A 15,900-nucleotide genomic window follows, 5' to 3' on the forward strand; every position below is an offset into this window, starting at 1 on the left:
CGAAGGAGACATCGCATGAGTACACAGTGGCCGCGCTGGTCGCGGCGCCATTTCCTCGGCACCGGTGTCGCCGGGCTGGCCGGCGCGCTGGCGCCTCCGGCGCTCGCCGCGAACGCGCGTCCGACGGCGGCGACGACGGTGGCCGCGGGCGCGCCGCGCCCGCGTCCCAGCGCCGCGCAGCTGGCCTGGCAGCGCGAGGAACTGTCGATGTTCGTGCACTTCACGGTGAACACCTTCACCGGGCGCGAATGGGGCGACGGCAGCGAAAGTCCGGCCCTCTTCAACCCGAAGGCGCTGGACGCGGGGCAATGGGCGCGCACCGCCAGGGCCTGCGGTTTCCGCAGCATGATCCTCACCGCCAAGCACCACGATGGTTTCTGCCTGTGGCCGACGAAGACCACCGCGCACTCGGTCGCCAGCAGTCCCTGGCGCGGCGGCAAGGGCGATCTGGTGCGCGAGTTCACCGACGCCTGCCGCGCGGAAGGGTTGGGCGTGGGCTTCTACCTGTCGCCCTGGGACCGCAATGCGCGCGTGTACGGCGAAGGCAAGGCCTACGACGACTTCTACATCGAACAATTGACCGAGCTGCTGACCGGCTACGGGCCGGTGGTGGAAGTCTGGTTCGACGGCGCCAACGGCGAAGGCCCCGGCGGCAAGCGCCAGCAATACGACTGGGCGCGCATCCATCGCACCGTGCGTGAACTGCAACCGCAGGCGGTGATGTTCTCCGACGCCGGCCCCGACGTGCGCTGGATCGGCAACGAAACCGGCAGCGCCGGCAGCACCTGCTGGGCCTCGGTGGATCCGGCGCGGGTGCCGCGCCCCGGCGCCGACGATCCCTGGACCGGCGAGGCCCTGCAGCAGGGCGATCCCTATGGCGCGGTCTGGCGTCCCGGCGAGACCGATGTGTCGATCCGGCCGGGCTGGTTCTGGCATGCGGATCAGGACGCGAAGGTGCGCACGCCGCAGAACCTGATGAACCTCTACTTCACCTCGGTGGGCCGCAACAGCAAGCTGCTGCTGAACGTGCCGCCGACGCCGGACGGACTGTTCCATGCCAACGACGTGCGCGCGCTGGAAGGTTTCGCGCGCCTGCGCGAAGCGCTGCTGGCCAGGGATCTGGCGCAGGGCGCGCGGGTGACGGCCAGTGCGGGCGGCGATGCGGCGCGCGTCGTGGACGGCGACGCGGACAGTTTCTGGACACCGGGCGCGGATGCGCGCGCGGGCTGGCTGGAACTGGCGCTGGACGCCGATGCCGAGTTCGATGTCATTCGGCTGGAAGAGGCCATCGCGCATGGCCAGCACATCTCCAACTACCGCATCGACGCATGGCGGAACGAAGCCTGGCAGCCGCTGACCTGGGGCACCACCGTCGGCCACTGCAAGCTGGATCGGGTACCGCCGACCCGGACCCCGCGGTTGCGCCTGGTCATCGAACACGCCTACGCCGCGCCGCGTATCGCCCGCGTCGGCCTGCATCGCAGCGCGGACGCCGCCTGGGATCGGCCCGATCATCACGGCGATTGAGCGGACTCATCGATGCGGCGACAAAAAAAAGGGCGCCGAAGCGCCCTTTCCATTGCCGACCCGGCGGTCCGGTTCAGCGCGTCCGCGCCGCCGCGCCCGGCAGCCGGATCGCCCAGGCCGGCGAGCCGGCGGTGGCTTCGCGCACGGCGTCGGGAATCACCGCGACGGTCCGCTCGCCGTTGCGCCGCCATTCCAGCGCCGCTTCGCTGCCCAGCACCGCCAGGCGGCTGCCCGCGCGCGGCGGCGGGCCGGGAATTTCCAGTTGCGCCGGCAGCCGGGTCTCGTCGGCGTCCGGCAGGTAGATCGCGTACACGTCGCCATTCTTCAGCCGGGTGTAGCGGAACTTGCCGTCGCGGTAGGGCGCGACCGCGCGGCTGGCATAGATGGCGTGACCGTTCGTCTTCAGCCAGGCGCCGATTTCGCGGAGCCGGCTTACCGCTTCGGCGGGCAGCTGCCCATCCGGCTGCGGCCCCACGTTGAGCAGGTAGTTGCCGCCCTTGGCGACCACGTCCACCAGCATCTGCACGACGGTGCGCGCGCTCTTGTAGTTGTCGTTGGGGACATAGCTCCACGAATCGCCCAGGGTCATGCAGGTTTCCCAGGGATACGGCAACGGCTCGTCGGGAATCTTCTGCTCGGGCGTGCGGTAGTTCTCGTAGCGGCCGCCCACCGCGCGGTCGACCACGATCAGGCCCGGCTGGTTGCGCCGCGCCATCGCCGCCAGCCCGGGCATGTCGATGTCCTGTGGCCACGGCACTCCGGCCAGCCCCTGCGCGGCGTCGTCGAGCGTGTCGCCCGGGCGCACCCAGCCACCGTCCAGCCAGAGGATGTCGATGCGGCCGTAGTCGCGGGTCAGCTCGCCGATCTGCGCGTGGGTGAAATCGACGAATCGTTGCCAGCGTTCGGGGTACTTGCGGGTGTCGTAGTTGACGTGGCGGTTGGGCGTGGCGAAGCGCGGCCACCAGTAGTCGTCGCTATGCCAGTCCGGCTTGGAGAAGTAGGCGCCGATGCCGAAACCCCTGGCGCGGAACGCGTCGAACACCGCGCGGGTGATGTCGGCGCGCGGGTTGTCGTGGAAGGGCACGTTCGGCGCGGTGATGCGGTAATCGGTCTGGCGGGTGTCGAACATGGAGAAGCCGTCGTGGTGCTTGGTGGTGAACACCACGTACTTCGTGCCGGCCTCGCGCGCGACCTCGGCCCAGGCCGCCGGATCGAAGCGGACCGGATTGAAGGTGTCCGGCAGCGCCTCGTACTGCTTCACGTAATCGACGTAGGCCACGCCGTCCGGCCGCTTGCACCAGTCCACGTCCTCCGCGCAGATCGACCAGGATTCGACGACGCCCCACTGGCTGTAGGGACCCCAATGCATCATGAAGCCGAACTTCCAGTCCTGCCATTGGTCGAGCTTGCGCACGACCTTGGGATCGGTTTCGGGCACGTAGTCGCCACGGCTGTCGGCGTGGACGACGGTGGGGGCGTGCAGGGCGAGCGCGCCCAGCAGCGCCAGCGACAGCAGGCGATGTAGTTTCATCCGTTGCTCTCGATGGGTTTGGATTCTTCGCGGTAGAGCTTCACCGGTGCATCCAGCTCCAGCGCGATCACGGTGATGTCCGGATCCAGCGCGGTGTCCGGCACGCCCAGGAACAGCAGTCCCGGATGCTTGGACCAGTCGTACTTGCCCAGCACCCGCGCCTGCACCGGCTGATCGCCGCCGACCACGCGCGCGCGCAGCACCTTGCCGTCGAAGCCCTTCACCAGCAGTTCGCCATTCGGCCGGCCATCCACGAACAGATAGACCGTGCGGCCGTCCTTGGAGACCGTGCTCGGGCCGGCGAAATGGTCCAGCCCGATGCCGGCGGTGGTGCCGTAGATCGCCTCGGCGTGCTTGCCGGTCCAGCGGCCCAGCTTCTCCAGGATCTCCACCTGGCGCGGATCGATGCTGCCGTCGGCCTTCGGGCCGATGTCCAGCAGCAGGTTGCCGCCCATCGACAGGGTCTGGCTGAAGATCTGGATGATCTGGTGCGGGCTCTTGTACTCGGTGTCGCGCGGCTGGTAGCCCCACGAGCGGTTCATCGTCAGGCACAGTTCCCAGTAGGGCTGCGCCGGCTTGACCACCGGCACGCCCAGTTCCGGCGTGGCGTAGTCGCCATATTCGTTCAGGCGCGAGTTGATGATCAGGCCCGGATTGCGAGCGCGCATGTCGGTGCGCAGCTTGGCCGACTGCCACTCGCCGGCGTTGTGTTCCCAGTCGCCGTCGAACCAGATCAGGTCCGGCCGGTAGCGCTGCTGGAGATCCGCGATCTGGCCCTGGTAGTAGTCCAGATAGCGCTGCCAGCGCCGCGGTTCGGCCGCCAGGGCGTAGCGTTTCTGCTTGCGGGTGAACACGTCGTAGTCCGGGTACGACCAGTCCGGCAGCGAGTAGTACAGGCCGACCTTCAGATCGCTGGCGCGCAGCGCGTCGACGAAGGGGCCGACCAGATCGCGCCCGGCCGGCGTGTCGCGCACCACGTTGAGTCCCTGCTTCGAATCCCACAGCGAAACACCATCGTGATGGCGCGTGGTCAGCACCGCATAGCGCGCGCCGCTCTGCCGGATCAGCCACGCCCAGTCGCGCGGCTCGTAGGCGCCGGCGGTGAACCCGCGCAACTGTTTCATGTAGTCGGCGTGGGACACCTTGCCGTTGAAGAAAGACCAGGATTCATCGATGCCATCCACCGCGTAGATGCCCCAGTGGACGAAGATGCCGAGCTTGGCGTCGGCGAACCATTGCATGCGCTGGGCATGTTGCGGGTCGGATTCGCCATGGGGCGTGGCCGGCCCGGAATCGTTGGCGGCGGCGGTGCAGGCGCCGCCGAGCAGGAACAGGGAAAGCAGCAGGGAGAGCCGTGCCGGGCGAGCGCGCATGCGGGAGATCCGTTTGGTTCAAAGGCTGGACCAATCGTAATCACATCCCGCACACACGCAAGAGCGCTATTCAGTGACTTCCTGGGGATTCTCGCCGGTGTCTCCGCGTTCCGTGCCGGGAGCGGACGACGCCGGCGGGCCGGGTAAACACCGAGGACAAAGGCTTCGGGAGCACCGGCCCCTTGCGAAGCGTAAGCATGATGACAGTTCCGCCATGAAAACGGTTCCATGAAATTGAATCGGTACAAAAAGAGAACTAAATCACATTTTTGTGAATTTCTTAAAGTTATGTTTGCCGGGAGCGCACGAGCGAAGGGGACTTGCGCGCGCCAATAGGCTGGACCTTTAAACCAATCGTTTTCCTGGGAGGGAGTAATGAACCGCTTGTATTCGAACCGCCGCACCGTTCTGGCGGCCGCCATGGCGTTGGCATTGAGTTGTCCCCTGGCTGCGATCGCACAGGACGGACAGGCGCAGCAGACGCAGACCGACGAGAGTACGGCGGACGGCAAGGCCAAGAATCTCGACACCGTTACCGTCACCGGATCGCGCATCAAGCGTTCGGAGATCGAAGGACCGGCGCCGGTGACCGTCATCAGCGCGGACCAGATGCGCAAGGAAGGTTTCGCCACCGTCTATGACGCGCTGCAGACCATCACCGCCGCGCTGGGACCGGTGCAGAACGACTACGACTGGGGCCAGTCGAGCGTCAACGCCTATCCGATCAACCTGCGCAACCTGGGTCCCGGCCGCAGCCTGCTGCTGATCAACGGCCATCGCGTGGCCGACTATCCGATGCCCTATCAGGGCAAGAGCAACTTCGCCAACTTCAACAACATCCCGACCGGCATCGTCGAGCGCATCGAAATCCTGGCCGGTTCTGCATCGGCCATTTACGGCTCCGATGCGATGGGCGGCGTGATCAACGTCGTGCTCAAGGAGAACATGGAAGAGCACGTCGCGCGCGTCCGCTACGGCAAGGCCACCCGCGGTGGCCGCAACAACATGGACTTCTCGCTGTCCGGTGGTTTCACCGGCGAGCGCGGTTCGGTCGTCTACAACCTGCAACATTTCAACCGTGGCGTGCTGCTGGCCAAGGATCGTCCGTTCATGGACGAGGAAGCCGACAAGGACTACCGCGTGTGGGGGCCGGGCGAGCGCCATTTCGGCGTGGCCCACCTGACGCCGTATCCGGGCCTGTACCTGCAGAACCGCGACAATCCGGTGCCGCTGGGCCTGGGCACCGCGTACCAGCGCATCGCGCCGCCCTCGGGCGCCTGCGAGCAGTACGGCAACCTGTACTACCGCGCCAACCTGCTGGGCTACGACCGCAACACCGGCACCGCCAACAATGCCGGTGAATACTGCGCCCAGCGCGTGTTCGCCAACTGGGCGCTGCGCACCGGCAGCAAGGACGACTCCGCCTACCTGCACGGCACCTGGGACTTCAACGAGAACGTGCAGGGCTGGGCCTCGCTGGGCATCTGGCGTTCGACCGGCGACTTCAATACCTTCCTGGATGCGTTCGACAGCTCGGTCTATTGGGACCCGACCGCCAACAACGGCGCCGGCGGCAGCCGCCGCTTCCTGAAGTTCCATTCGCCGCAGGAAATGGGCGGCGAGGGCGCGATCCTCACCAAGTCCAACGAAGAGGCGATCGACTTCAGCGTCGGCCTGCGTGGCCGCCTGGCCGACAAGTTCGACTGGGAAGCCATGGTCGGCCGCGCGACCTACGAGGTGCGCGAATCGTTCCCGGTGCTGAACCAGGGCGACATGTTCGACTACTACATGGGGCCGCGGCAGGGCACGGCCGGCAACGGCCTGCCGATCTACTCGCCCAACTACAACAAGCTGTGGAATCCGATTCCGGTCGACGACTTCCGCTCGTTCTCCGATCGCGGCCACAAGAAGGCCCGCTCCTATCTCAATCAGGCGCAGTTCGTGCTCAGCGGTGATCTGTTCGAAGGCTGGGCCGGTCCAATCGGGTTCGCCGCGGTGCTGGAAGCCGGCAAGCAGGGATACCGCCTGACCCCGGATCCCAAGACCCTCAACCAGGACGAAGACGGCTGGTACACGCCATTCGGCAACGTCGAGCAGGGCGGCGGTGATCGCAACCGCTATGCCGCCGGCGTGGAGTTCCGCGTGCCGGTGCTGAGCACCCTGAACGCCAATATCGCCACCCGCTACGACAAGTACGACGCGGTCGCCAGCGACGCCGCCGTGACCTATCAGCTGGGCCTGGAATGGCGGCCGATCGACACCCTGCTGGTGCGCGGCAGTTACGGCACCTCGTTCCGCGCGCCGGACATGCACTACATCTACGCCAAGCCGAGCTCGGGCATTTCCGACTTCACCGACTACGTCCGCTGCGCCGACGCCGGCTGGCCGAACCGCCAGTGCCCGCGCGACGACTTCAAGATCGAGGACGCCGCGGTCGAGCGCACCGGCACGCCGGATCTGAAGTACGAGGAAGGCAAGTCCTGGAGCGCGGGCTTCGTGTGGGATGCGTTCAAGGGCTTCTCGCTGTCGGCCGACTACTGGTCGATCAAGGTCGACAACCTGATCGACGACATCAGCGCGGAACAGCTGCTGCTCGACGAGGCCTATTGCACCCGCAACGGCTTCGATCCGGAAGGCAAGGTCCGCGGGGTCGCCCCGAGCGCCGCCTGGTGCAACGAGGTGGTCAGCCGCATCCAGCGCACGGCGGGCGTTCCCAGCAGCGATCCGGGCTCGGTGACGATCCTGGTCAACCCGATCAACCGCGCCGAAACCGAAGTCACCGGCGTGGACGTCAACGCGCGCTACCTGCTCCCGGACACCAACTGGGGCGACTGGAGCTTCAACCTCAACTACACCAACATGCTGACCTACAAGTCGCGCGGCTTCCCCACCGACAAGCTGGAGGACACCCGCAAGACCCAGAACCCGCGCACCAAGATCACCCTGAGCGCCAACTGGGTCCACGACAACTGGAACGCGACCCTGATGATGTACCAGAAGTCCGGCGGTCGTGATAACCGTTGGGGCGGCTGCATGCCGTTCGAGGACGGCTACGTGCCCAGCGGCGCGGCGAACTGCGACGACCTGGATCCGGCTAGCCCGACCTACGGCGAGTCGACTCAGCGCATCTTCAACCGCCGCGAACCGCGTCGTTACTTCAATGGCAGCGTGGGCTACTGGTTCACCGAGAACTTCAAGGTCAACCTGTACGTCAGCAACATCTTCGACAAGATCTACGGCGACAAGTGGTGCGGTGACTTCGCCTACTGCATCGACGATCCGGTGGGTCGCGAAGTGGCGGCGGAAATCATCTACAAGTTCAAGTAATCCTGCTGTATCGCATCGTCTCTCCCGATGCGACGGGGCCCGGCGAAAGCCGGGCCCTTTTTTGTGTCCGGGTGTGCCCATGTCGTGGCCTGTCCGCGCACGCAAGCGCGCATGCGCCCGAGGCAAACCGCGAATCACCGGAACGCTTTCGTAGCGCTAGGGCTTCCTCGCGAACCGAAGCCTGCCCAGGTTCTCGCTCACGAAATCGAATCCCTCGATTCGTCCGGAACCGGTCCTGACGAACTGGATCGTGCCCATGCCGCCCACGAACCTGTCGACATGGGCCGGATGCGGCGCAAGCTCCGCATCGCCCCGCCGGAAGTGATGGATGAGGAGCCTGCCGTCCTTCACGTCCACCTTGTACTGCGTCGCCAGATCGTCATTGGAATAGACGCCGGCATACGCATCCAGGGCGACGGGCGTGAAAGGCTCCACCTTCTCCCCTTCGATCGAGCGGAACAGGAGCACGGGCTTGCCTTGCTTCGCGGAGAAGGAAATGGGCGCGCGATAGGCGGGCACCCAGAACGCCGTGTCCGATTTCGCTTCGGTCGGCACCTTCTCTTCGCCCAGGTATTGCGCCATCAGCCGACCATTTTCCAGCGAGAGGGTGATCGCGTCATCCTTCCAGCGATAGACGCCGGCCAGAGCGCGCAGCCGCGCGGGGTCCGGCTGCACGGTCGGCGCGTCGCGCAAACCATCCATCTTTCCTTCCACGGGCGATTCCGCTTCGCCCAGGAGCAACGCCGCCACCTGCGGCACCTTCCTCGGACTCATGTCGTTGTCGCCGGCGTTGTTCAAGGCGACCACCGAAAGATGCCGCGCGGGATAGTGCCGGAGATTGGCGCGATAGCCGCCCCAGGCGCCGGTATGGAAAACGATGTCCAGACCACGGTCCCGGCCCAGCATCAGGCCGAAGCCGTAGGGGACTTTCTCACCGCTGGCCAGCGCGCCCGGTTCCACCATCCTCAGATAGATCGGATCCCGGGCGGCCAGCCTGCGGTCGAAATGGATCGCCCAGCGGCCGAGATCGCGCAGCGTGGACAGCATGTAGACGCCGCTGTCCTGCTGCAGATCGCGGCGGAAGCCGTGTTCGCCGCGCGAATAGGGCATCGCCGCGCCCTTGATGATGTCGGCATAGTCGTCCACGAACCGGGTCGAATCCATCCCGATTGGATGAAATATGTTTTCCGCCGTCCACTGCGGAAACGGCTTGCCACCGGCTCTGGCGACGATCGTCTGCAACAGCAGGTATTCGGTGTTGCTGTAGGCGTAGCGCGTGCCCGGCTTGAACGCCAGGTCTTTCTGCGCGACCGCGGTGCGCATGCAGTCATCACCGGAGAAAGCGTCGTTCCAGCGCCATCCGGCCGCGACCAGGACCGCGTAGCAGTCGCGGACGCCGCTGGTATGGTGCAGCAACTGGCGCACGCTGACCGGGCCGTCGTCGTACGCAGGCAATTCGGGCACGTATCTGCGCACGTCGTCGTCCAGCGCGACTTTGCCTTGCTCGACCAGCATCGACACGGCCAGGCCGGTGAACTGCTTGGACAGGGAAGCGGTATTGAAAGGGGTCGTCGGCGTGAACGGCGATCCATATTCCACGCTGGCCAGGCCGTGGCTTCTCTCGAGCACCACCTTGCCATCCTTGATGATCGCGACCGCGTAACCGGGCGCGTCGCCCGCGGCACCCGCGAAAATCGCATCGACGCGCTTGGCGAGGGAAGCGTCCTCGGCGGCGGCGGCGCAGGACGCGGCAATCAGCAGGAACGGAAAGACGGAGCGCATCGTTCTCATGGCCAATCCTGCGGGTGGACCCAGCATGGATGCGCAGGCGACCGCCAGGGTTTAAGAGAGCTGCCGCTCCATCGCGCCCGGCTCACGACCGCGGGCGCGAAAGCCGGCGACCCCGCCCGGTCCAGCCCCTGAGGGAGACGTGGCGAGGGGGAAGCGGAAAAAGACCGGATGACGCGGGGTCACGAAAGGCGATGACCCCGGAAAGCAAAAGCCCCGCGACGAGGCGGGGCTTCTTCGTTTTCCGGCATGGTGGCTATGGGTGGACTCGAACCACCGACCCCAGCATTATGAGTGCTGTGCTCTAACCGGCTGAGCTACATAGCCGTGCAGGAACCGCACATTTTTCCGGTTCGGCGGCTGCCTGTCAATCCAGTCGGGCCGGCTTGTCGACACGGGCCGGGCGTGGCAGAGTCGGGGACAGTAGATTTCAGGAGTCCGCATCGTGATCGATCCGGACGGTTACCGACCGAACGTCGGCATTGTGTTGATGCGCCCGGATGGCCGGGTGTTCTGGGCGCGAAGGGTGCGCCGGGACGGCTGGCAGTTCCCGCAGGGCGGGATGAACACGGACGAGACGCCGGTCGAGGCCATGTACCGCGAGTTGCACGAAGAAACCGGCCTGTTGCCCGAACATGTGGAAGTGTTGGGGGCAACACCCGGCTGGCTGCGCTATCGGCTGCCACCCCGCGCCATCCGCCATCATGAACGCCAGGTCTGCATCGGCCAGAAGCAGGTCTGGTTCCTGCTGCGCCTGGTCGGCGACGAGGCCCATCTGCGCCTGGACGCGACCGATACCCCTGAATTCGATCATTGGCGCTGGGTGGATTTCTGGTACCCCATCGAGCACGTGGTGATGTTCAAGCGGGGGGTTTACGCCCGTGCCCTGGGGCATCTGGCCTCCTACGCGCGCGGCGTGGTCGCCACCCTGGCCCTGCCGCCCCAGCGGCCGGAGCGGCTGGGGGAGGGACACAGTCGCCCCCGCCCGCGAAACCGGCCGAAGCGTAAACAGGGTCAGGGCGCCGGCGAAGCCAAGAATTGACAATCATTCTCATTCGCGGTCAAATGCGCGCAGGCCACTCCGGCCTGCCCATCCGACCGCCGCCGTGTACGTCTGCATCTGCAACGGAGTCACCGACCACCAGATCCGCGAAGCCGCCGCCAATGGCGTGCGCACGGTGGCCGAATTGACCATGCGGACCGGTTGCGGCGCCACCTGCGGCAGCTGCCTGGACATGGCCGGCGGCCTGCTGGATGCGCATCACGCCCGCGCCGAGCGCGAATTCAGCCTGCCCATCCTGGGTCTCTCCCAGGCCGCCTGATTCACGCGGATTCACCAGCCGCTGCACGGGCAGGTTCCGGGCAGCAGATCTCATTCCTGATCGCGTCGCCGGATTCCTGTCCGGATTTTTCCCCGGCGAAACAAGATGAGCACGATTCGCGTTCCGTCACATGGCGGAACGAACGGTTAGCATGCGCCCCGTCCACACCCACGGGAGCACCGCCATGAAGGGCGACGCCAAGGTCATCGAATTCCTCAACAAGGCGCTCTACAACGAGCTGACCGCGATCAACCAGTACTTCCTGCACGCCAAGATGCTGAAGAACTGGGGCCTGAAGGAGTTGGCCGAGCATGAGTACAAGGAATCCATCGACGAGATGAAGCACGCCGACAAGCTGGCCGAGCGCATCCTGTTCCTGGATGGACTGCCGAACTTCCAGGCGCTGGGCAAGCTGCGCATCGGCGAGAATCCGCGCGAACTGCTGGAGTGCGATCTGGCGCTGGAGATGGAAGGCCTGCCGCTGCTGCGCGACGCGATCAAGTATTGCGAGGACCAGGGCGACTATGTCAGCCGGCAGCTGTTCGCCGACATCCTGGATTCGGAAGAAGAGCACGTGGACTGGCTGGAAACCCAGCTGTCGCTGATCGAGCGCATCGGCGAACCGAATTATCTGTTGACCAAGCTCGAGGACTGAGCGGCGGCGCCGGCCACCGGTATCGGTGGCCGTCCCAACTGCTGGGTCGCATAGCCCAGCAAGGCCATCCGCGCACGCGCGTATTCGGCAATCACCAGCGCCACCGCCACGGCGGGGCGATCCAGCTTGGCCGCACGGGCGCCCAGTTCGACCCGTTTGGCGGCCGCCGACAGGGCCATGGCGCCGACGTTGGCGCTGGAGGATTTCAGCGTATGCGCGGCATCGCGCATCGCGTCCAGATCCGGGGCCGCGGCCGCTTTTTCCAGTGCGGCGATCAGGCGCGGCGCATCTTCCAGAAACAGGCTGATGATGCGCACGGTTTCATCGCCGGCAATCTCGCGCAGTTCCTCCAGCATGCTGTGATCCAGCACCGGGAAGGTCGGTGTGGCGGCACGCGCGGCGGCGGCGGCCGATTCCGGCGAAGCGGCGGCATTGCCCGCCGGCTCCGCAGGGCGGGCGGTGAGAAAGGCGACGTGTCCGGGCAGCCAGCGCTGCAGGCAGGCTTCCAGCTGTTCGCGGGTGACCGGCTTGGCGAGATAGTCGTCCATGCCGGCATCCAGGCAGCGCTGACGATCGCCCGCCATCGCGTTGGCGGTCATCGCGACGATGGGCAGCCGCCGCTGCGCGCCGAGTTCGTTCTCGTGCGTGCGCCAGCGACGGGTCGCGCTGTAGCCATCCAGGACCGGCATCTGGCAGTCCATGAACACCAGATCGAAGGGTTCGATCATCATCCGTTGCAGCGCCAGTTCGCCATTGGCTTCGGACTCGCTGCGGAATCCGAGCGCGGCCAGCAGCTTCTGCGCGACCAGCAGGTTCACCGGATTGTCCTCCACCAGCAACAGGCGCGCTTCCGGGGTTTCGGTCGTGGCGGCATTCGTGTCCACGCCCGGGTCGGATGATGCGTCAGGAATCGTCGCATCCGCGTGGGTTTCCGGCGGATCGAACATCGGCGCCGGCGGTGGCGTGGTCGTGGCTTCGACGTCCTCGAAAATATCGCCGATGACCACCGGGGGCGCCGCCGATTCGGGGTCGGCCGCCTGGCCGGTCAACGCCGCGCGCAACGCCGAATCCGGCGCCTGGCGCGACAGCAGGGTGCTGTCGCTGCGCAGATCCTCCGGGACGGTCTCGTCGCCATACAGCCAGATCAGGCGGATCGGTGTCGCGCCCGCCGGCCGCCGCGCGAGTGTGCGATGCAGGGCGCGGGCGGTACTGCGGATGCCACCGGCGTCGGCAATCACCGCGACGAAGTCTTCGCCGCGCGTTTCGCCCGCGATGCGCAGGCGTTCCAGCGCCTCCTGCGTCGTTTCCACCGCATTGACCTGCAGTCCCCAGTTGGTCAGCAGCAGGCCCAGCCGCTGGCGCAGGCGATTGTCCGGCGTCACCACCAGCACGCGGCCCTGATCGAAGGCATGCGGATCGCGCATCTTCATGTCGCCGATGACCTTGGTCAGCGGCGCCTCGAACCAGAAGGTCGAACCACGGCCGGGCTCGGACACCACATCGATGCGGCCGCCCATCAACTCGACGATGCGTTTGCAGATGGCCAGGCCCAGGCCGGTGCCGCCGTACAGGCGGGTGGTGGACGCGTCGGCCTGGGTGAAGGATCGGAACAGGCGCGCCTGCGCGTCGGCGGGAATGCCGATGCCGGTGTCGCGCACTTCGAAACGCAGCAGGTGCTGGGCGGAGGTTTCGCCGAGGCGGCGCACCACCAGGGTGATGCCGCCGCGTTCGGTGAACTTGATCGCGTTGCCAATCAGGTTGCTCAGCACCTGCCGCAGGCGCACCGGGTCCCCACGCACCGGCAGGCGCACCTGCGGATCCAGCTGCAGGTTCAGGCGCAGGCCCTTGTTCTCGGCGGGACGCTGCATCAACTGCAGCACGCCGTCGAGCAGTTCGCGCAGGTTGAACGCGGTGATTTCCAGCTCCAGCTTGTTCGCTTCCAGCTTGGAGTAGTCGAGGATGTCGTCGACGATGCGCAGCAACTGGTGCGAGGACGCGCTGGCGGTGTTGAGCATCTCGCGGTGATCCGCCGCCAGTGGCGCGCGCGCCAGCATGTCCAGCATCGGCACGATGCCGTTGAGCGGCGTGCGGATTTCATGGCTCATGGTGGCCAGGAACTCGCCCTTGGCCAGCACCGCCGACTCGGCCGCCTGCTTGGCCTGCAGCAGTTCCTGTTCCAGTTGGTCATGCCGCTGCAGATCCCGGCGCAGCGCGTTGCGCTCGGATTCGGCGATAGCCGCGCGCGCTTCGGCGCCGGTCAGATCGCGATGCGCGGTGCGCGCATTGAAAGCGGTGAAGCTGCCGCACAGCACCGCGATGGCGGCGGCGGCCAGCGCGGCCTGCCACCACGGACCGGCGACACCGGCGTAGGGCAGGATCAGGAATACCAGCGCGGCCACGCCCGAGGCGAGGGCCAGCCAGGGGGCGACCGGGGCGGGCCGCTGCGCGGGCATCCCTACAGCACCGCGTTGTGGAAATCGAAGCCGAGTTCGCTGCCGACGGCCTGCACCAGATTGCCCTGGATGAAGTCGACGCCACCCATCCACATCGCGGCGGCGGCCTGCGGATCCTCGATCTGCTGGCCGATCACCTGGAGGCCGGCGCGGTGCGCCTGGTCGATGATGCCGCGCAGTTCATCGCGCAGCTTCGGATCGGTATGGGCGCCGGCATAGCGGCTGGCCACGCGCAGATAGCCCAGCGGCAGCTGGGTAAGCAGGGCGTCAGCTTCGCGTCCGGGCTCGAACTGGCTCAGGCAGAACTGCACCCCGCTGGGCATCAGCTGATGGCAGAAATCGCGCAGGGTCACGGTGTGGATCAGCGCGTCGGCCATGCGCAGGTCGATGACCAGCGAAGTGCCTTCGATGCCGCGTTCGGCTAGCGTGTCGAGCAGCCACTGGGCGTGCGATTCACGCGCCAGGGTACGCGGCGACTGCGACACGAACAGGCGCAGCGAGGGGCCTTGCGACTGGCGCTCGGCCAGCACGTAGAGCGCATGCTCCAGCACCCAGTGATCGATCTGGGCGATGCCGCCGGCCGATTCCGCCGCCGGAATCACCTGCGAGGCGGGCAGCAGCGAACCGTCGGGCTGGCGCATCCGCAGCAGTACCTGGTACTGGGCCTGCTCGCTGCCGGCGACCGCGACGATGGGCTGGTAGGCCAGTTCGAAGCGGCCATCCTCCAGCGCGATCTTCGGCACGTCCTCGGTGATCTGCGCCGGGGTGTAGCCGGCCAGGTTGTTGGCTTTCAGGCGCGCCTGCAACACCGCGCGCTCGGTGGCTTCCAGGGCGCTGCCGGCGTCGGCGAAGCCGATCGACAGCGGCGTATAGCCGATGGAGCTGCGCAGGTTGAGGGTTTCGCCGGCGCCGACCGGGAACGGATTGCGGGTCAGGCCGTCGCGCAGGCGCTCGGCCTGGGCTTCCAGCGCCGATTCGTCCAGGTCCGCGGACAGCGAAAGGAAGCTGTTGTCATTCAGGCGCGCCACCGGATAGGGCGCGGCCACTTCGGCCAGGCGTCGGCCGGCCTGGTTCATCAGCTGCTCGAAGGCGGCATAGCCGTAGCGTTCGCGCAGGCTCAGGGCGCTGCCGACCTCGATGAAGAACAGGCCGCCCACCGCGCCGGATTGCAGCGTCGTGCTGAGCTGCTGAAGCAGATACGTCCGGGTCGGCAGTCCGGTTTCGGTGTTGACGGTGGCGCGCAGGTTCGCCGGCGAGACCCGCTGGCGCGCGCGCTGGATGCGGTTGGCGACCGCGGCGATCAGATGGCGCGGCCGGATCGGCTTGTTGAGGAAATCGTCGGCGCCGCTCTCCAGCACCTCGAACTGGCGTTCCGGATCCGGATCGCCGGTGAGGAACACGATCGGCAGATGCAGGTATTCGGGCTGCTGGCGGATCAGCATGGTCAGGTTCATGCCGTCTCGCCCGGGCATGTGCAGATCCATCAGCACCAGATCCGGCTTGAACCGCTCCATCGCGTCGAGCACGCCGTCGGACTGCATCTGCACCTCGGCGCGCATGCCGGCGCCGTGCAGCACGCTCTGCGCGAACAGCGCCTGGCCGCGGTCGTCCTCGACGATGAGCACGCGATAGGGGCTTTCCTGGGTGCCGTTGAGCCGATCGGCAGTCGTCGGCGCGGCCGCGCCTGCGTCGTTGGCCGGTGGTGGCGTGTCGCCGCTCGCGGTCGGCGGAGAAGGGGCGGTCATCGCGGCGATACCTCCTTTCAGCGGCGCGGGCGCATCGGCCGTCCAGCGCCGCCAGTAGCCCGGCGGCGGCGTCTCGGCCCGCAGGCGGGAGCGCGAAGGCTCATCCGGCCGGCGGGATGTGGCATCAGTGGCAGACATCAGGCTTCCCCAAGCATGTGCCGCATTATGCGATGAAGTTC

Annotated in this window: 10 protein-coding genes and 1 tRNA gene; 5 read left to right on the forward strand and 6 right to left on the reverse strand. The window is 66.7% G+C overall.

What is annotated here, in order from left to right; genetic code table 11:
* Nucleotides 1–15: 15 nt before the first annotated feature.
* A complete protein-coding gene (locus tag ACTHN1_RS10300) occupies nt 16–1,527 on the forward strand; it encodes an alpha-L-fucosidase (protein ID WP_440470850.1) in 1,512 nt (503 codons plus the stop codon).
* 73 nt (nt 1,528–1,600) lie between these two features.
* Here the strand turns inward: ACTHN1_RS10300 and ACTHN1_RS10305 are convergent, their stop codons facing one another.
* Both ACTHN1_RS10305 and ACTHN1_RS10310 read right to left on the reverse strand, forming a co-directional pair.
* Nucleotides 1,601–3,058, reverse strand: coding sequence for an alpha-L-fucosidase (locus tag ACTHN1_RS10305; protein ID WP_440470851.1), 1,458 nt, complete (start codon nt 3,056–3,058; stop codon nt 1,601–1,603).
* Nucleotides 3,055–4,431: an alpha-L-fucosidase gene (locus ACTHN1_RS10310; protein WP_440470852.1), complete on the reverse strand. Its 1,377-nt coding sequence runs from the start codon at nt 4,429–4,431 to the stop codon at nt 3,055–3,057. Before ACTHN1_RS10310 ends, ACTHN1_RS10305 begins: the two co-directional genes overlap by 4 nt.
* Before the next feature lie 375 nt (nt 4,432–4,806).
* Between ACTHN1_RS10310 and ACTHN1_RS10315 the strand changes: the two genes are divergently transcribed.
* Nucleotides 4,807–7,758, forward strand: coding sequence for a TonB-dependent receptor plug domain-containing protein (locus ACTHN1_RS10315; RefSeq protein ID WP_440470853.1), 2,952 nt, complete (start codon nt 4,807–4,809; stop codon nt 7,756–7,758).
* 156 nt (nt 7,759–7,914) lie between these two features.
* On the opposite strand, the gene ACTHN1_RS10320 is transcribed toward ACTHN1_RS10315, so the two are convergent.
* Together ACTHN1_RS10320 and ACTHN1_RS10325 are read right to left on the reverse strand one after the other, a co-directional pair.
* Nucleotides 7,915–9,549 carry a serine hydrolase domain-containing protein gene (locus ACTHN1_RS10320; RefSeq protein WP_440470854.1) on the reverse strand — a complete coding sequence of 545 codons (1,635 nt, stop codon included), beginning with the start codon at nt 9,547–9,549 and terminating at the stop codon, nt 7,915–7,917.
* Between the two features lie 247 nt (nt 9,550–9,796).
* Nucleotides 9,797–9,873: transfer RNA gene (locus ACTHN1_RS10325), tRNA-Met, on the reverse strand.
* Between the two features lie 118 nt (nt 9,874–9,991).
* Here ACTHN1_RS10325 and ACTHN1_RS10330 point away from each other — a divergent pair.
* The 3 genes from ACTHN1_RS10330 to bfr all read left to right on the forward strand — a co-directional run bounded on the left by ACTHN1_RS10330 (nt 9,992) and on the right by bfr (nt 11,523).
* On the forward strand, nt 9,992–10,588 hold the full coding sequence (locus tag ACTHN1_RS10330; protein ID WP_440470855.1) for an RNA pyrophosphohydrolase: 597 nt from the start codon (nt 9,992–9,994) through the stop codon (nt 10,586–10,588).
* Between the two features lie 64 nt (nt 10,589–10,652).
* Nucleotides 10,653–10,868, forward strand: coding sequence for a (2Fe-2S)-binding protein (locus tag ACTHN1_RS10335; protein WP_295374513.1), 216 nt, complete (start codon nt 10,653–10,655; stop codon nt 10,866–10,868).
* Nucleotides 10,869–11,052: 184 nt separating this feature from the next.
* A complete protein-coding gene (gene bfr / locus ACTHN1_RS10340; RefSeq protein WP_295374549.1) occupies nt 11,053–11,523 on the forward strand; it encodes a bacterioferritin in 471 nt (156 codons plus the stop codon).
* Here the strand turns inward: bfr and ACTHN1_RS10345 are convergent.
* Both ACTHN1_RS10345 and ACTHN1_RS10350 read right to left on the reverse strand, forming a co-directional pair.
* Nucleotides 11,496–13,976, reverse strand: coding sequence for an ATP-binding protein (locus ACTHN1_RS10345; protein ID WP_440470856.1), 2,481 nt, complete (start codon nt 13,974–13,976; stop codon nt 11,496–11,498). The two genes, bfr and ACTHN1_RS10345, sit on opposite strands and share 28 nt — an antisense overlap.
* A 2-nt stretch (nt 13,977–13,978) precedes the next feature.
* Nucleotides 13,979–15,859, reverse strand: coding sequence for an EAL domain-containing protein (locus ACTHN1_RS10350; RefSeq protein WP_440470857.1), 1,881 nt, complete (start codon nt 15,857–15,859; stop codon nt 13,979–13,981).
* Nucleotides 15,860–15,900: the final 41 nt, after the last annotated feature.

It is taken from the genome of Pseudoxanthomonas sp. (assembly GCF_051953815.1).
Classification (GTDB): domain Bacteria; phylum Pseudomonadota; class Gammaproteobacteria; order Xanthomonadales; family Xanthomonadaceae; genus Pseudoxanthomonas_A.